This window comes from Pseudoxanthomonas sp. P4_B2 (genome assembly GCF_056402315.1).
Genome location: NZ_JBFUHQ010000001.1, coordinates 159,311 through 175,931, shown reverse-complemented (window position 1 = coordinate 175,931; position 16,621 = coordinate 159,311). Strand labels below are relative to the sequence as shown.

Below are 16,621 nucleotides of genomic sequence, written 5' to 3'. Positions count from 1 at the left end.
CGAAAAAACCCGGCATTCGCCGGGTTTTTTGTTGCCCGGAAGACGACGGCCGGATCAGCCGGCATCGCGCGCTTCCTGTTCGTCCTCTTTGAGGCGGTCGAAGAACGCCATCACGTCCTTCATGATCGGCCAGGTGCCTTCGCGCGACACCGCCGACGTCACATACCAGGGCTGGGTCCAGCCTAGCTCGGCGATCACTTCGGCGGCGCGGGTCGCGGCTTCGTCCTCGAACATCAGGTCGGCCTTGTTCAGCACCAGCCAGCGCGGCTTCTGCAACAGCTCCGGATCGTGCCGTTCCAGTTCGTGTTCGATCGCACGCACCTGCTCGGCCGGCGAGATTTCCACCCCACCCTCCATCGGCGCCATGTCCACCAGGTGCAGCAGCAGGCGGGTACGCTGCAGATGGCGCAGGAACAGCGCCCCCAGCCCGGCACCATCGGCCGCGCCCTGGATCAGGCCGGGAATATCGGCGATCACGAAGCTGCGGTGCGCCTCCACGCTGACCACGCCCAGATTCGGGTAGAGGGTGGTGAACGGGTAATCGGCGACCTTCGGAGTGGCAGCCGATACCGCACGGATGAAAGTGCTCTTGCCGGCGTTGGGGAAGCCCAGCAGGCCAACGTCGGCCAGCAGTTTGAGCTCCATTTTCAGGGTGCGCGCCTCACCTTCATCGCCTGGCGTGGCCCGGCGCGGCGAGCGCGTCACCGAACTCTTGAAGTGCATGTTGCCCAGGCCGCCCTTGCCGCCCTTGGCCACCAGCAGCCGATCGCCATGCTGGGTCAGATCGCCGATCAGCTCGTCGGTGCCGACGTTGGTGATGGCGGTACCCACCGGCACGCTGATCACCAGGTCGTCGCCGCCCTTGCCGTAGCGCTGCTGGCCCATGCCGTTCTCGCCGCGCTGGGCTTTGAAGATGCGCTGGTGGCGGAAGTCGACCAGGGTGCTGATGTTCTCATCGGCCTCGATCCACACGCTGCCGCCAGTACCGCCGTCGCCGCCATCGGGACCACCGAGTGGAATGAACTTCTCGCGACGGAAGCCGATGCAGCCATCGCCGCCATTGCCGGCTATGACATCTATTTCTGCTTCGTCTACGAGTTTCATAAGATTTGATTCGGGAAGTTGGTTTAGGAACAGCTAGATATCTTCAGCATCGTCATCCCAGCGGCTTTCAACAGCCGAATGGCTGGTCAAGCTGGGATCCATCTTGATCTTGATGTGGCCTTGCGCCTGCGGATCCAGAACAAAGTCAAAATGGATCCCAACTTTCGCTGGGATGACGATCTTACTAATACGCCCGCGTTTTGATTTGACGATTGCCGGAAGAGAAACGAAAAGCCCCGCACGCGGCGGGGCCATTCGCTCGTTGACGCGAAGACTTACGCCTCGGCGACGACGCTCACGGTGCGGCGCTTTTTGGCGCCCTTGACCGAGAACTCGACCTTGCCGTCGACCAACGCAAACAGCGTGTGGTCGCGACCCAGGCCGACGCCGGGGCCCGGATGGAACTCGGTGCCGCGCTGACGCACGATGATGTTGCCGGCGTCGATCGCCTGGCCGCCATAAATCTTGACGCCCAGCATCTTCGGATTGGAGTCGCGGCCGTTGCGCGAGGAGCCTACGCCCTTTTTATGTGCCATGACTTATCTCCTTACTTACTGTCACCACCGGCGATGCCGGTGATTTCGATTTCGGTGTAATGCTGCCGGTGACCCATCTGTTTCTTGTGGTGCTTGCGGCGGCGGAACTTGATGATGCGCACCTTGTCGGCGCGACCATGGGACTTGACGGTAGCGGTGACGGAGGCGCCTTTCAGCGCGTCGCCGAGCTTGACGCCCTCGCCGTCGCCCAGCATCAGGATCTGATCGAACTTGATTTCCTGGCCGGCTTCGGTCGTGAGCTTCTCGACGCGAATCGTCTCGCCCGTCATCACGCGGTATTGCTTACCGCCGGTGACTAGAACTGCGTACATGGGTGTTTCCTTCTGTAGTTATTTTATTGACCCTGCCGCCATCGAGGGCGGACAGAAGCGGAATTGTAAGACTTCCAATGACTTACCGTCAAATAGCCCGCTGATGCCGAACGCAGGGGCGCCTCGCCAGTTGGTATCCGAAATTACGCATCGGAACAGCCATAATTCCAATGCAATCACATACTTAGAGTGATTGTTGTCACATTAACCTTATGGGATTACAGGGGAATCACACGTGAACACAGAAACATTGGACAACCTCGTACATGACGTAGCGGAGCGTTTTGGTCTCAGCACCGACAAGGCCCGGCAATTGATGGGGGTGCTCATCGCCTTGATTTTCGACAGCAAGCGTGGCGGATTCGCCGGATTTGCCAGCCTGTTCTATCAAAAAGGCCTTGGCAGCCTGGTCCAGTCCTGGATCGGCACCGGTAGCAACGAATCCATCAGCCCGGGCCAGGTGGAAAGCGTGTTCGGGGCTCCCTTGCTTAGCGCGATCGCCGGCAAACTGGGAGTGGACAGATTGCTTACTGCCAGTGCCATCAGCGGTCTGCTGCCCAAACTGGTCAACGAACTGACGGTAGGCGGCAAGGCCCCGGCCGGTATCCCGGAAACCCTGAAAAGCTGGGTGGTCGGCGTGAGTCATTGGCTCGGTGATCTTGGCAATTTCGGTTGGGGTGCACTGACAACGGGAGCCGCTGCGGTAAGCGGAGCGGTCGCTGGAGGTGCACGCGCCATGGGCAACGCCGCCGATGCCACCGCTCATGCTGTCGAGAAATCAGGCAGAGGACTGGGCAAGCTGTTGATGTGGCTGTTGTTGGCTGCGGCGCTGGTCGGCGCCTTCCTGTTCTTCAAAGGTTGCAAGAAGGAGGCTGCGACCCCACCGGCGGAAACAGCTGACATGCCGGTGCAAATCACTGCTCCTGCGGCCCAGGCCAACCCGCGTTTCGGCTTTGAGAATGTGGGCGGAAAGGCCACGATTAGCGGCCAGGTCGCAAGCGACGCCGAAAAATCCAAGCTGATGGATGCCATTACCGCGACTTTCGGCACAGGCAACGTCGACGGCGATATTACGGTCGACGCCAATACTACGCCAGCGGGATGGTTGGACAAGCTGATCGCCTTGCTGCCCGACCTGAAAGCCAGCGGCGCCAAGCTCGGCTTCGACGGCGACAGGGTCTATATCGATACTTCCGCACTTCCGGAGGCCGAGCGTTTCGTCCTGTCGCAAAAGCTCCGCTCCGCGTTTAGCGGTTTCGAAATCACCGGCCTGTGGGACAAGGCGCTGGCCGCTTTCGCTGCGCTCAAGCCAGGCGCATCGGCCGATGACCTGGTCAAGGCACTCAACCTGTCCAGCATCTATTTCGATACGGACTCGGCGACCATCACTCGCGACAGCCTGGAAACCCTGACCAAGGCCGCCGAGGCGATCAAGCTGGCGCCTGCCGGCACCCGCATCGAAGTGGGCGGCCACACCGACAACACCGGCGATGCGTCGGCCAACATGCATCTGTCGCTGGACCGCGCCAATGCGGTGACCGCCAAGCTGGTGGAACTGGGCGTGGACGGTGCGATGCTGTCCGGCAAGGGTTACGGCCAGGACAAGCCGATCGCCGAAAACGCCACCGAGGAAGGCAGGGCCCGGAACCGCCGTATGGAGTTCGCGGTGATCGAATAGCCGCTGACCGGTTCCGTTGTCACTGAGGGGGCGCTTTTGCGCCCCTTTTCCATTGTGAAGGCGTCGGCCCGACGCCATTGGCAATTCTGCCATTTGCCCCCATATCGTGAAGCCGCTACGCTCCCCTGTTGGCTTCACGGACCCCCACCCGATGGCTATGGACTTCATCCGCATTCGCGGCGCGCGGACGCACAACCTCAAAAACATCGATCTCGACCTGCCGCGAGACAAGCTGATCGTGATCACCGGCCTGTCCGGGTCGGGCAAGTCGTCGCTGGCCTTCGACACCATTTACGCCGAAGGACAGCGCCGTTACGTGGAATCGCTGTCGGCCTACGCGCGCCAATTCCTGAGCGTGATGGAGAAGCCCGACGTCGACCATATCGAGGGGTTGTCGCCGGCGATCTCGATCGAGCAAAAATCGACCTCGCACAACCCCCGCTCCACCGTCGGCACGATCACCGAGATCTACGACTATCTGCGCCTGCTGTATGCACGCGTGGGCCTGCCGCGCTGCCCGGACCACGGCTATCCGCTGGAGGCGCAGACCGTCAGCCAGATGGTGGACCAGGTGCTCGCCCTGGATGGGGATCAGCGCTACATGATGCTGGCGCCGGTGATCCGCGAACGCAAAGGCGAACACGCCCAGGTCTTCGACCAGCTGCGCGCTCAGGGTTATGTTCGCGTGCGAGTGGATGGCGAGCTCTATGAGATCGACGCGGTGCCCGCACTCGCATTGCGCCAGAAGCACACCATCGAGGCGGTGATCGACCGCTTCAAGCCGCGCGAGGACATCAAGCAGCGCCTGGCCGAAAGTTTCGAGACCGCATTGAAACTCGGCGACGGCATGGCCTCGGTGCAGTCGCTGGACAACGCCGAAACCGCACCGCTGCTGTTTTCGTCCAAGTACAGCTGCCCGGTTTGCGACTACTCGCTGCCGGAGCTGGAACCGCGCCTGTTCTCGTTTAACTCGCCGGTCGGCGCCTGCCCGACTTGCGATGGGCTGGGCGTCGCCCAGTTTTTCGATCCGGCGCGCGTGGTGGTGCATCCGGAACTCTCGCTGTCCGCCGGCGCGGTGCGCGGGTGGGACCGGCGCAACGCCTACTACTTCCAATTGATCGCTTCGCTGGCCAAGCATTACCAGTTCGACGTGGATGCGCCATGGCAGTCGCTGCCGGAAAGCGTGCGCCAGGCCGTGCTGTACGGCAGCGGCAGTGAGCTGATCACCTTCACCTATCTGACCGATTCCGGCGGGCGCAACCAGCGCAAGCACAAGTTCGAAGGCATCGTGCCGAACCTGGATCGACGTTACCGCGAAACCGAATCGGCCGCGGTGCGCGAGGAACTGGCCAAATACATCAGCGACCAACCCTGCCCCGACTGCGGCGGTGCACGGCTCAATAAATCGGCGCGCAATGTGTTCGTAGCCGATAGGGCGCTGCCGGAACTGGTGGTACTGCCGATCGACGAAGCGCTTGCGTTCTTCCACGGACTTTCGCTGCCCGGCTGGCGCGGCGAGATCGCGACCAAGATCGTCAAGGAAATCGGCGAACGCCTCGGTTTCCTGGTCGATGTCGGACTCGATTACCTCACTCTGGAACGCAAGGCCGACACACTGTCCGGCGGCGAGGCGCAACGCATCCGCCTGGCATCGCAGATCGGCGCCGGCCTGGTGGGTGTGATGTACGTACTGGACGAGCCCAGCATCGGCCTGCACCAGCGCGACAACGAACGCCTGCTGGGCACGCTGACGCGTCTGCGCGACCTGGGCAATACGGTGATCGTGGTGGAACACGACGAGGACGCGATCCGCGCCGCCGACTACATCCTCGACATCGGTCCGTATGCCGGCGTGCATGGCGGCGAAATCGTGGCCGAGGGACAGCTCGCCGATATTCTGAAAGCGCCGCGCTCACTGACCGGCCAATTCCTATCGGGCAAGCGCAGGATCGAAATCCCGACCTTGCGCCACAAGCCGAACCCGAAGATGACCCTGCACCTGCGCGGCGCCAGCGGCAACAATCTGAAGGATGTGGACCTGGATATCGCCGCAGGCCTGTTCACCTGCATTACCGGCGTATCGGGCTCCGGCAAATCCACGCTCATCAACGACACGCTGTACACGCTGGCGGCCAACGAGATCAACGGCGCTTCGCACAAACCGGCGCCGTATCGCGAAGTGGAAGGCCTGGACTTGTTCGACAAGGTCGTGGACATCGATCAGTCGCCGATCGGACGCACGCCGCGATCCAACCCGGCCACCTACACCGGCTTGTTCACTCCTCTGCGCGAGCTGTTCGCGCAGGTACCCGAATCGCGCGCGCGTGGTTATTCGCCGGGACGTTTCAGCTTCAATGTGCGCGGCGGCCGTTGCGAAGCCTGCCAGGGCGACGGCCTGATCAAGGTCGAAATGCACTTCCTCCCTGACGTGTACGTGCCCTGCGACGTTTGCCACGGCAAGCGCTACAACCGCGAGACGCTGGAGATCACCTACAAAGGCCACAACATCAGCGACATCCTGGAGATGACGGTCGAGGACGCGCTGAAGCTGTTCGAGCCGGTGCCCGCGCTCGCTCGCAAGCTGGAAACCCTGATCGATGTGGGCCTGAGCTATATCAAGCTGGGGCAGAGCGCGACCACGCTGTCCGGCGGTGAGGCGCAACGCGTGAAGCTGTCCAAGGAACTGTCGCGTCGCGATACCGGACGCACGCTCTACATCCTGGACGAGCCGACCACCGGCCTGCACTTCCATGACATCGAGCACCTGCTGGCGGTGCTGCACAAACTGCGCGACGACGGCAACACCATCGTGGTGATCGAACATAACCTGGATGTGATCAAGACCGCCGACTGGGTAGTGGACCTGGGTCCAGAAGGCGGCCATCGCGGCGGACAGATTCTGGCCACCGGCACGCCCGAACAGATCGCGGCCAATCCTGTTTCGTACACGGGCCATTTTCTGTCTAAATTGTTGCCGAAATCGAAGGCGGCCAAGGGCGAGAAACCGGCTGCCATGGCCAAGCCCGCCGTATTGCCGCAGCGCAAATCGGTGCTCAAGCAGATTGCGAAGGATGCTAAGGCGGCGGCGAGCGCGGCGAAGAAAACCGCGGTGAAAAAGAAGGCCGCCAAGTGACGGATCCGATTGACCCCTCGCGCGACTTGGTCGCGCGCGTGGTCGTCAGTGTGCGCTGGGGCGACATGGATGCGTTCAACCATGTCAACAACGCGCAATACCTCCGTTATTTGGAAGAAGCGCGGGTGCAATGGCTTGCCGGCATCCCCGGCGTGTCGCTGACCGACCGCATCGCTCCGGTGCTGGTGGCGAGCAACCTCAACTACCGGCAGCCGATCGAATGGCCGAACGAGATCGTAGTGGAGTTATTCGTCGAAAAAATCGGCAACAGCAGCCTGACCATGGGCCATCGGATGCTGTCGTCGGCTGATGCGTCCGTGCTGTATTCGGACGGTAACGTGGTGATGGTGTGGATCAATACGCGGACTGGACAGAGTGTGCCGTTGCCGGAAGCAATAAAGGCTGCGCTGGCCTGATGTTTCCCTTCTCCCAATGGGAGAAGGTGGCGCGCAGCGCCGGATGAGGGAGTGGAAATTCTCGGGCCTTCAAACTTTCATTACAAACGGACGATCCATTCCCTCATCCGCCCTTCGGGCACCTTCTCCCGAAGGAGAAGGGAAGCATCGTCAGGGCGCCGGCTTCCGCACCACCAGCTCGGACAGAATCTCCCGCCCGTCCTGCAGCTTGAAACTAACCACCACCTTGCTGCCTTCCTTCAACGGCGCGCGTGGCTGCATCAGCATCAGATGCAGTCCACCCGGCTTGAGCGTTGCCGAATCGTCGGGCGCGATCCGCAATTGCTCGAGCTCGCGCATCCGGTTGACGCCGTCCACGTTGCGGGTCTCGTGGATAGACACTTCGCCGAAGGCCGGGCTGCTGGCCGACACGATCACCGCCGGCATCGGACAGGGATTGGCGATGCGGCCGAACCCGGCCATCATCGGCATGGCCGCGGGCGGCAGCCGCACCCAACCCTCTTTCATCGCAGGCACGCACTCTTTCGCGCTGGCCTGCAACGCGCCGGCAGCCAGCAACAGTGTCAAGGCCCACTTCGCGAGCACCCGCTTGGAATGATGTCTTTTGTCCATGCGCTTATGATATCCGCCGAGCCCACCGGAGAAAGTGAATGACCGCACTTGTCGAAATCATCGCTCACGGCGCGATCCGCGAGATCCGTCTGGCGCGCGCGCCGGTCAACGCGCTCAATACCGATCTGTGCCGGGCGCTGATCTTGGCGTTGAATACGGCAGTGGCCGAAGGCGTACACGGCATCGTCCTGTCCGGCAACGAGAAGGTATTTTCAGCCGGCCTGGACGTGCCGCATCTGATGTCGCATGGCGAGGACCGGCATGCCCTGCTGGACAGCTGGCACGCCTTCTTCGGCGTGGCCCGCACGCTGGCCGAATCGCGGGTGCCGGTGGTGGCCGCGTTGACCGGGCACTCCCCCGCTGGCGGCTGCGTGCTGGCCCTGTGCTGCGACTACCGGATCATGGCGCGCAGCCCCGACCCCGCGCGGCCGTTCGCCATAGGCCTCAATGAAACCCAGGTCGGACTGGTGGCGCCGGAGGGCATCCAGCAACTGCTGCGCAGAGTGGTCGGCATCTACCGCGCCGAGCGCCTGCTGGTGGCCGGCGAACTAGTGCCCGCGGATCGCGCCTTGGAGATCGGCCTGATCGACGAACTGGTCGCCGGCAACGAAGTAGTGCCACGCGCAGTGGCCTGGTTGCAACGGTTATTGCAGCTACCCACGCATCCGATGCTGCAGACCCGCAGCATCGCCCGCGCCGACCTGGCGGCGGCGCTGCACGCCGACAATATCCAGATGGACCGTTTCATCGAGGCTTGGTATTCGCCGGATACACAGACGGCCTTGCAGGCGCTGGTGGCGAAGCTGGGCAAATAGGTCGGGGCTACGTCCCCGACTCGGGGAAGACGATTTCCGTGCGTCGGGGGCGTAGCCCCGACCTACGCACCGGTAGCTATCGGCCGCGACGGATCGCTGATCCAGCCGCTCCAGGAGCCCGCGTAGACCCGCGCGCCGTGCAGGCCGGCGTGCTCCATCGCCAACAACAGATGGCAGGCGGTGACGCCCGAGCCGCACATCACCACGACTTCTTCCGGGTCGCGTCCGGAAAGCATCGGCGCAAGCTGGCCATGGAGTTCGGCGGATGATTTGAAGCCGCCATCGTGCAAACTCTGCGAAAACGGATAGTTCAACGCACCGGCGACATGGCCGGCGACTGGATCCAAAGGCTCCACCTCGCCACGAAAGCGCTCTGCGGCGCGAACATCGAACAGCCAGCCCGCAGGCTCGCCCTGGCGCGACAGCACTTCCTCGGCATCGGCGATCGCGGTGCGATCGAATCGCGCGGGATACACTGCGACTTCATCGACGCGGGTGGTTTCGCTGGTTTCCGGCAGCTGGCCGGCGCGCCAAGCGCTCAGCCCACCGTTCAGTACCGCGACGCGCTCGTGCCCCAGCAATTTCAGCAGCCACCAGAATCGCGCTGCCGCCATGCTGCCATCGCCCGCGTCGTAAACCACGACTTGATGATGGGGCCCAATACCCCATTGACCGAGCTTGCAGGTGAAATCTTCCTCTTCCGGCAACGGATGTCTGCCCTGTCCGGTCTTGCGCAGGTCCGAAAGGTCCTGATTGAGATCGGCATACACGGCACGCAGAATATGCGATCGCTCGTAACCGTCGCGACGCAGCGCCGAGTCGGTGAGCGAGAATCGCGCATCGACGATGCGCAGGTCGGCGTTGTCGAGTTCGGCGGCCAAGGACTGCGGCTCGACCAGGGTGGTCCATTTCATGCGATGCCCGCCAATCGTTCGCGCAGGTTGAACAGCATCGCCGCGGTCGCGCCCCAGATGCGCTGGCCCGGCCAGTCGTATTCCAGGACTGCACGGCGGCGTCCGCGGTAGTCCACTTCCACCCGGCGCAGGTTTTCCGGCGCCATCAGGAAATCCAATGGCACTTCGAACACGTCCGCCACTTCGTCCGGATTGGGCACCGCGACGTAGGCTGGATCGATCACCGCCACCACCGGCATCACCCGGAAACCGCTGATGGTGGTGAAAGGATCGAGGAATCCGAGCGGGGATATCTGCTTGGCGGTGAGCGCGATCTCTTCGTTGCTTTCGCGTATCGCCGCCGCGATCGGGTTGAGATCGCTGGCTTCTATGCGACCGCCTGGGAAACTGACCTGTCCGCCATGGTGGCGCAGGCCATCGGTGCGGCGGGTGAGCAGGACCTGGGTGCCGTGCTTGCGCGGCACCAGCCCCGCCAGCACCGCCGATTCGACCGGCGGCCCCGGAGGCAGCAGATCGACCAGTTCCTCGTGGTTCCACCCTTCCCGCGTCGGCATAGCGGTCAACGGGTGCAAGGCCCCCAGCAAAGCCTCGCGCTCGCGCAGCAGCGATTCGAAACCCGCGCGCGACTGCTCGCGTCCGGGCAGGACCGACTCCATCAAACGCAGGCGTTCGTCATCGTTCATTTGCGACCAACGGGCAATCTCTGCGGTCGTCCGTAGACAACCTTGGCACAGCCCGTCGTCAGCCAGGGTACAAACGCCGATGCACGGGCTGAGCACGGCGCGGTAAGCGGAATTCATGGAATCGGACACCAACCGAAGCATACCGCCTGCAGAGCGCGCATTGCCCGGAACAAAAAACAGCACTTCAGAAAAAAGCTACGCCGGCACTGGGCCGGCGTAACCGAACTTCACAATCTGCGTACGTGGATCCCCGCCTTCGCGGGGATGACGCAATGGCAAAGCCCTGCGCTTGCGCGCAGGGGCCATTGCGTCACTTGACGCTGACCAACTTGACTTCGAAAACAACGGCCTGGTTCGGACCGACCGGCGACTGCGGCGTATTGCCGTAGGCCTTGTCGGCAGGCAGCACCACTTCCCAGCGCGCACCGGTGGGCATCTGCAAGATGGCTTCGCGCAGACCCGTCAGCGGGATATCGCTGACCTTGATCGCCATCGGAGCCGGTGCCGTGGTCTGCCCTTGCTGCGGGCTGAAGGTATCGACGAAGGTACGGCCGTCGCTGAGCGAACCCTTGTACTGCATGGTGATGTTGCTGGCCTGGGTCGGCTTGGCGCCGCTGCCCGCTTCGATCACGCGGTACTGGATGCCACCCGGCAAGCTCTGCACGCCGGCCTTGCTCTTGTTCTGGGCCAAGAAGGCGTCGCTCTTGGTCTTGTTCTCGGCCGAAGCCTTGTCGAACGCGACCTTCGCTTTTTCCATCTGGCGCTTCTGCATGGTTTCCACCGCGGTACGCAGCTGCGCAACCGGAACGGTGGGCTCCTTCTTGCCATAGCCTTCCTGCAAGGCCTTGATGACCGTATTGATGTCGACGGCTTCGCCGCTTTCGACAAGGTTGCGGCCCAGGTCGTAACCGAGCGCGTAGCTCAGTGCATTTTTGTCGGGCGCCGGCGTGGTTTGCGCGAAGGCGGAGCCGGCTACCAAAGTCATGGCCGCAAGGGTGGCGGCGAGCAAACGCAACTTCATTATCAACAAACCTCCAGTTATGGAATGGGGCGGTCGAACCGCCCCAGTAGGACGCGCTAGGATAGCCGTCGGGGGGCTTAACCGCCAGTGACGACAGGGCCTGTGACCCCCTCCCAGGCCCGAAGTTCCGCCTGATTCCTCTCCCTACCAACAGCGACCATGACCGACTCCCCCCCTACCACCAGCGTGACCACCGACGTGCAGGCCGGCATTCGCCGCATTACCGTCAACCGTCCCGACAAGCTCAATGCGCTCAACGGGGCCACCCTGGACGCCCTGTATGCCGCCTTCAACGAAGCCGCCGAAGATCCTGGCACAAGGGTGCTGGTGCTGACGGGGGCTGGCCCGAAGGCGTTCGTCGCCGGGGCGGATATCGCCGAAATGTCGGACCTACGGCCCACCGAGGGGCGTGATTTTTCGCTGCGTGGCCAGCGCCTGATGCGCCGGATCGAGACCATGCCCAAGCCGGTCATCGCAATGGTGAATGGATTTGCACTGGGCGGGGGGCTGGAGCTGGCCATGGCCTGCCATCTGCGGATCGCGGCCGATACCGCCAAGCTCGGGCAGCCTGAAATCAACCTGGGTCTGATCCCCGGGTTCGGCGGCACCCAGCGTCTGCTGCGCCTGGCGGGACGCGCCGCCACGCTGGAGCTCTGCCTGCTCGGCATACCCGTCGATGCCGCGCGTGCGTTGCAGCTGGGCATCGTCAACCGCGTAGTCGCTGCGGCCGACCTGGAAGCCGAAACGCTCAAGATCGCAGAACAGCTCGCGCACGCAGCGCCGCTGGCGCTACGTGGGACCCTCGATGCGGTGAACGTGGGCGGCGAATGCGCCATCGAAGAGGGTCTGCAATACGAGACCGCGCAATTCGGTCTGATGTTCTCTACCGACGATATGCGCGAAGGCACGCGTGCGTTTCTGGAACGCCGTAAGCCGGTTTTCAACGGACGCTGAGTGACTCCAGGAGCCTCCGACACCAATGCGGCACACGATTGCGCACGCGCAGTCCGGCTTGTGGAATATCTGCAGGCCGATGACGTCGATGCCGCGATAGAGGCCGGCTTGATGGATTTCGTCCCCTGCCCGGCCTGCGACCGGGTGCTGGCGACCCGGCTGGTCGAAGCCCAGCGAAAACTGCGGAGCGCGTGGGCGGCACGCGATCGCTATCGGGCGCGCAATGCGCGTCTCGCCAAACGCGCCGCCGAACGCGATGCCAGGCGTGCGGCTCCCGCCATAGAGAAGAAGAGCGCGTTGCCTCCGGCCGCCGCCGCGATCCTCGCGCGTGCCAAGGCGAAAGCCGCGGAGCGCGGCAAGCCATGAATGCCACGCAAAAACGCAGCAGGACGTTGAAACCCGACGAAGTGCGCGAACTATTCTCGCGACTGGCCGAGCTCAATCCCCATCCCACCACCGAGCTGGCCTACACCACGCCGTTCGAACTGCTGGTAGCGGTGATCCTGTCCGCGCAAGCCACCGACGTAGGCGTCAACAAGGCCACGCGAAAGCTCTATCCGGTCGCCAATACGCCCGCGGCCATTCTCGCGCTGGGCGAAGATGGCCTGAAGCCTTACATCGCCACCATCGGCCTGTTCAACGCCAAAGCCAAGAACGTCATCGCCACCTGTCGCATTCTGGTGGAGCAACACGACGGTGAAGTGCCCCGCGACCGGGCCGCGCTCGAAGCTCTGCCCGGCGTGGGCCGAAAAACCGCCAATGTAGTGATGAACACCGCCTTCGGCGAAGCCACCATCGCGGTCGACACGCATATCTTCCGCGTCTGCAACCGCACCGGACTCGCCCCCGGCAAGGACGTGCGTGCGGTCGAAGACAAGCTGATGAAGGTAGTGCCAGAGGACTACAAGCAGGACGCGCATCATTGGCTGATTCTGCACGGTCGCTATGTATGCAAGGCGCGCAAGCCCGACTGCCCGCAGTGCATCATCCGCGACCTGTGCCGGTTCAAGGACAAAACCGTCGCCTGATGCGGTGGAATCGCCTGCCGCCGGCGCGGCCTCGCTAACTCAGCGCCTATCTACCGTCGCGGGCCGGCTGATTCTGCACGGTCGCTATGTGTGCAAGGCACGCAAGCCCGATTGCCCCAACTGTGTGATCCGGGATCTGTGCCGATTCAAGGACAAGACTCCCGGAGAGGCAGGCTAGAGGTTCCGGACCGCCCGATCAGGCCTTGCTTGCGGACTCCGCGAATTGCGCCGCGATGGTCTTTGCGCTCTCCTTGCGCTCCGAGTAGCGATCCGTCAGCGCAGCCGCATGCGGGCGCAGCAGCAAGGTGAAGCGCATTAGTTCCTCCATCACATCGACGATACGGTCGTAATAGGCCGAGGGACGCATGCGCCCGCTTTCGTCGAATTCTTGCCAGGCCTTGGCTACGCTGGACTGGTTGGGAATAGTGAACATGCGCATCCACCGTCCCAGGATACGCAGCGTGTTGACTGCGTTGAAGGACTGCGAGCCGCCCGAAACCTGCATCACCGCCAGCGTGCGTCCCTGGGTGGGGCGTATCGCACCCATGGACAAAGGCAACTGGTCGATCTGCGCCTTCATCAGACCGGTGATCTGGCCATGGCGCTCCGGGCTGCACCATACCTGTCCTTCCGACCACAACGACAGTTCGCGCAATTCATGCACCGCCGGATGGTCGTCGCCCTTCACCTGATCGGGGAACGGCAAATCGACGGGATCGAAGATGCGGGTTTCGGCACCCAGCGACTGTAGAATCCGCGCGGCTTCCTCGGTCGCCAACCGCGAGAACGAGCGTTCGCGCAACGATCCATAAAGCAGCAGAATTCGCGGCGCATGGCCTGGGTCGCCCTCACGCCACAGAGGCACCAAGTGCTCTCGCTGCAATGCGGGAAATGCGCCGGGGTTCTCGAGCAAGCGCAGGCGAGCTCGCGTAATAGTGGAATGCATCAGGTTCATCGGATCGATTCCTGTCGAACGCGAACCGCCGCCAAAGCGGAGTTCGGGAAATATGGACACCCCATCAATAAGTAAGATGGATGCGGCTGCGCGGGAACGAACATGGTTACTCCGTGCCGCGTATGAGATGCCCTTGTGCATCCACCACTTGCTCTCCGTCTTCCTTGGCGAAGGCGCCGCGCTGCGGTAGCGGCAACAGGTCCAGCACCCGTTCGGAAGGACGGCACAGCGCCACGCCCAATGGCGAGACCACGATGGGTCGATTGATCAGGACGGGATGCGCGAGCATGGTATCGAGCAGCGCTTCATCGCCCAGCGACGGGTCGTCCAGTCCGAGTTCGCGATATGGCGTGCCTTTTTCGCGGATCAGTTCGCGGATCGGTATGCCCATGCGTTCGATCAACGTGGCGAGCAGCGCGCGGCTGGGTGGCGTCTTTAGATATTCCACGACATGCGGCTCGATACCGGCGTTACGGATCATCGCCAAGGTGTTGCGCGACGTACCGCAGTCCGGGTTGTGATAGATGACGATGTCGATCGGATTGTGCTCCATGCTGGTTCCGCGGTTGTTTGATAGTCATGGGCTTCCCGGAATCTGGAAGGAGGAATGCGGATATCAGGCGCCGCGCTTGCGCGCCGTTTTCCCGACCGCTGGCCTGCATTGCGATGGATCGCCCGCACAGCAGTTCTCGGTCAGGTAGTCCATCAGGCCCTGTATGGCCTCGAAATTCGCGCGATAAGTGATGCTGCGGCCGACTTGGTCGGCGTCGATCAAGCCCGCATGCATCAGCGTTTTGAGGTGGAACGACAAAGTGGAGGCGCTCATCTCCAAACCCGTGATCATGTCGCCCGGAGTGGCTCCCGACGGGCCTAGCCGCACCAGATAACGAAATATGGCGAGACGGGACTGCTGCGCCAGAGCGGCGAGGTTCAGGACTGCGGATTTTATTTCCATACTTCCATGATAATTGAATTATTAGCCTTTACAAGCCCGCCGCTGCCTTGCGCAAGGACGCCGGATAATTCAGAGGGAGAGAGGTCGCGCGCGGGTCGCTTCTCATCTATCGAGCGAGGCGCCGCAAACTAAAAGTGTCACGACAACGAAATAAGACAGCTTTGTCACAATAACGCAAAGTTCACGGACTAGCCTGCGCGGCATCTTCCCACGCCCGAAGGGCTTTCCCATGAAACTGTCGCGTTCCACTCTGTCCCTCGCCCTGCTTGCGGCGTTGGCCGCTCCCGCCGCGCACGCCGAAATCGCCATCGACGTGATCGGCGGTTCGGAAGTCTCCTTCGAAGGTCTGGTGCAGGCCGACTACGACTACTTCGACAACGATTTCACCAATTACAACGGCGATCTGCCGGACGGCGACGATTCGGACAACGAACTACGCCGCGCCGAACTGGTGCTCAAGGGCAAGGGTCCGGGCAATATCGAATGGGTGCTGGGTTACGACGCCAAGGACGACAAGTTCCTGGACGCGAACGTCAAGTACAAGTTCGGCAACAACGCCAACCATTTCATCCAGGTGGGTCAGTTCAAGCAGCCGGGCGCGTCGATGGAAGAACTGTCCAGCACCAAGAACAATGACTTCATCGCCAAATCCTCCATCACCAACAGCCTGGGCACGCCGCGCCGCGTCGGCTTTCAGTACAACTACGGCGACACCAACTGGGCCTTGACCGCCAGCTATTTCGGCCGCGAACTGACCCGCAACCGCGAACATGGCAGTGGTTACGCCCTGCGCGGCTACTGGGCGCCGATCAACGAAACCGGCAACATCCTGCACTTCGGCTTATCGTATCTGGATAGGGACACCGACGCCGATTTCCTTCGTCTGCGCGCCCGTCCGTTGGCCGACCTGACGCCCATTCGTTATGTGGATACGGGAAGCACCGGCCTGCGCAACAGCGACCGCGTCAGCAATCTCGGCGCCGAAGCGCTTTGGGTCACCGGGCCGTTCAAGGTGCAGGCCGAGTACATGAAGACCGACGTGCAGCGTTACGGCGGCTTCGATGATTTCAGCGGCGACGGCTTCTATGTCTCCGGCTTGTGGAACATCTCCGGCGAAACTTGGGGCTACAAGTCCGGCGTGCCGGTCACCAACCTTCCGGACGATCCGAACAAGGGCCTGTGGCAGGTCGGTCTGCGTTACGACACCCTGGATCTGAACGACGGTGGCGTGGCTCCGGGCGCGACTCCGACCGCGGCGCCGATCGTCTCCGGTGTCCTGGGCGGCAAGATGGACTCTTGGACCGTGGGCGTGAACTGGTACTGGCGCTCCAACTTCAAGTTCATGCTGAACTATGTGATGGTCGAACAGGAGAAGTACAACAACGCCGTGGGCTTCCGCCGGGTTGTCGACGACAATCCGAACATCCTCGAAGCACGCGTTCAGTTCTACTGGTAATAGCTCTGGCTGTTTAAGGCAGCAAACGA

19 protein-coding genes and 1 pseudogene are annotated in these 16,621 nt (G+C 62.5%); 9 read left to right on the top strand and 11 right to left on the bottom strand.

Annotation, left to right across the window (positions count from 1 at the left end):
- Positions 1–54 precede the first annotated feature (54 nt).
- Genes obgE through rplU form a run of 4 tightly spaced genes read right to left on the bottom strand, consistent with a single transcriptional unit; the run spans position 55 to position 1,972 of the window.
- Positions 55–1,104 (bottom strand): GTPase ObgE, encoded by a 1,050-nt coding sequence (gene obgE / locus AC1DTQ_RS00765; protein ID WP_332702344.1) that lies wholly within the window; start codon positions 1,102–1,104, stop codon positions 55–57.
- Positions 1,105–1,137: 33 nt separating this feature from the next.
- Positions 1,138–1,359, bottom strand: a complete 222-nt coding sequence (locus AC1DTQ_RS00760) for a hypothetical protein (RefSeq protein WP_477847213.1) — start codon at positions 1,357–1,359, stop codon at positions 1,138–1,140.
- A 20-nt stretch (positions 1,360–1,379) separates the two neighbouring features.
- Entirely contained in the window at positions 1,380–1,640 is a 261-nt protein-coding gene (gene rpmA, locus AC1DTQ_RS00755) for a 50S ribosomal protein L27 (RefSeq protein WP_093281069.1), read from the bottom strand.
- A gap of 11 nt (positions 1,641–1,651) precedes the next feature.
- Positions 1,652–1,972, bottom strand: coding sequence for a 50S ribosomal protein L21 (rplU, locus tag AC1DTQ_RS00750; protein WP_310090073.1), 321 nt, complete (start codon positions 1,970–1,972; stop codon positions 1,652–1,654).
- Positions 1,973–2,207: 235 nt separating this feature from the next.
- On the opposite strand from rplU, the gene AC1DTQ_RS00745 reads away from it, so the two are divergent.
- From AC1DTQ_RS00745 to AC1DTQ_RS00735, 3 genes are all read left to right on the top strand, one after another.
- Positions 2,208–3,650, top strand: coding sequence for an OmpA family protein (locus AC1DTQ_RS00745; protein ID WP_477847210.1), 1,443 nt, complete (start codon positions 2,208–2,210; stop codon positions 3,648–3,650).
- Between the two features lie 151 nt (positions 3,651–3,801).
- Entirely contained in the window at positions 3,802–6,783 is a 2,982-nt protein-coding gene (gene uvrA / locus AC1DTQ_RS00740; RefSeq protein WP_477847208.1) for an excinuclease ABC subunit UvrA, read from the top strand.
- On the top strand, positions 6,780–7,199 hold the full coding sequence (locus AC1DTQ_RS00735; protein WP_477847206.1) for an acyl-CoA thioesterase: 420 nt from the start codon (positions 6,780–6,782) through the stop codon (positions 7,197–7,199). The genes uvrA and AC1DTQ_RS00735 overlap by 4 nt, the downstream gene beginning before the upstream one ends.
- Before the next feature lie 150 nt (positions 7,200–7,349).
- On the opposite strand, the gene AC1DTQ_RS00730 is transcribed toward AC1DTQ_RS00735, so the two are convergent.
- Entirely contained in the window at positions 7,350–7,760 is a 411-nt protein-coding gene (locus AC1DTQ_RS00730) for a copper chaperone PCu(A)C (RefSeq protein ID WP_477848336.1), read from the bottom strand.
- A gap of 89 nt (positions 7,761–7,849) precedes the next feature.
- On the opposite strand from AC1DTQ_RS00730, the gene AC1DTQ_RS00725 reads away from it, so the two are divergent.
- Positions 7,850–8,626 (top strand): enoyl-CoA hydratase/isomerase family protein, encoded by a 777-nt coding sequence (locus AC1DTQ_RS00725; protein WP_477847204.1) that lies wholly within the window; start codon positions 7,850–7,852, stop codon positions 8,624–8,626.
- Positions 8,627–8,688: 62 nt separating this feature from the next.
- On the opposite strand, the gene AC1DTQ_RS00720 is transcribed toward AC1DTQ_RS00725, so the two are convergent.
- The 3 genes from AC1DTQ_RS00720 to AC1DTQ_RS00710 all read right to left on the bottom strand — a co-directional run bounded on the left by AC1DTQ_RS00720 (position 8,689) and on the right by AC1DTQ_RS00710 (position 11,244).
- Positions 8,689–9,540, bottom strand: coding sequence for a sulfurtransferase (locus AC1DTQ_RS00720; protein ID WP_477847202.1), 852 nt, complete (start codon positions 9,538–9,540; stop codon positions 8,689–8,691).
- Positions 9,537–10,340 carry an NUDIX hydrolase gene (locus tag AC1DTQ_RS00715; protein WP_477847200.1) on the bottom strand — a complete coding sequence of 268 codons (804 nt, stop codon included), beginning with the start codon at positions 10,338–10,340 and terminating at the stop codon, positions 9,537–9,539. Before AC1DTQ_RS00715 ends, AC1DTQ_RS00720 begins: the two co-directional genes overlap by 4 nt.
- Before the next feature lie 193 nt (positions 10,341–10,533).
- Complete coding sequence (locus AC1DTQ_RS00710; RefSeq protein WP_477847198.1) at positions 10,534–11,244, bottom strand: FKBP-type peptidyl-prolyl cis-trans isomerase N-terminal domain-containing protein; 711 nt, start codon at positions 11,242–11,244, stop codon at positions 10,534–10,536.
- Positions 11,245–11,403: 159 nt separating this feature from the next.
- Between AC1DTQ_RS00710 and AC1DTQ_RS00705 the strand changes: the two genes are divergently transcribed.
- From AC1DTQ_RS00705 to AC1DTQ_RS00690, 4 genes and pseudogenes are all read left to right on the top strand, one after another.
- Positions 11,404–12,198: an enoyl-CoA hydratase/isomerase family protein gene (locus AC1DTQ_RS00705; protein ID WP_477847196.1), complete on the top strand. Its 795-nt coding sequence runs from the start codon at positions 11,404–11,406 to the stop codon at positions 12,196–12,198.
- Positions 12,199–12,564, top strand: coding sequence for a hypothetical protein (locus AC1DTQ_RS00700; protein WP_477847194.1), 366 nt, complete (start codon positions 12,199–12,201; stop codon positions 12,562–12,564). It abuts the gene before it with no gap.
- Positions 12,561–13,226, top strand: coding sequence for an endonuclease III (gene nth / locus AC1DTQ_RS00695; RefSeq protein WP_477847192.1), 666 nt, complete (start codon positions 12,561–12,563; stop codon positions 13,224–13,226). The genes AC1DTQ_RS00700 and nth overlap by 4 nt, the downstream gene beginning before the upstream one ends.
- A 67-nt stretch (positions 13,227–13,293) precedes the next feature.
- Positions 13,294–13,404, top strand: a pseudogene (locus AC1DTQ_RS00690) (endonuclease III); the annotation flags it as partial.
- An 18-nt stretch (positions 13,405–13,422) separates the two neighbouring features.
- On the opposite strand, the gene arsH reads toward AC1DTQ_RS00690, so the two are convergent.
- From arsH to AC1DTQ_RS00675, 3 genes are all read right to left on the bottom strand, one after another.
- A complete protein-coding gene (gene arsH / locus AC1DTQ_RS00685; RefSeq protein ID WP_477847190.1) occupies positions 13,423–14,181 on the bottom strand; it encodes an arsenical resistance protein ArsH in 759 nt (252 codons plus the stop codon).
- Between the two features lie 106 nt (positions 14,182–14,287).
- Positions 14,288–14,719 carry an arsenate reductase (glutaredoxin) gene (gene arsC / locus AC1DTQ_RS00680; RefSeq protein ID WP_477848335.1) on the bottom strand — a complete coding sequence of 144 codons (432 nt, stop codon included), beginning with the start codon at positions 14,717–14,719 and terminating at the stop codon, positions 14,288–14,290.
- A gap of 78 nt (positions 14,720–14,797) precedes the next feature.
- On the bottom strand, positions 14,798–15,136 hold the full coding sequence (locus AC1DTQ_RS00675; protein ID WP_477847188.1) for an ArsR/SmtB family transcription factor: 339 nt from the start codon (positions 15,134–15,136) through the stop codon (positions 14,798–14,800).
- Positions 15,137–15,365: 229 nt separating this feature from the next.
- Here AC1DTQ_RS00675 and AC1DTQ_RS00670 point away from each other — a divergent pair, with 229 nt between their 5' ends.
- Entirely contained in the window at positions 15,366–16,592 is a 1,227-nt protein-coding gene (locus tag AC1DTQ_RS00670; protein ID WP_477847186.1) for an OprO/OprP family phosphate-selective porin, read from the top strand.
- Positions 16,593–16,621: the final 29 nt, after the last annotated feature.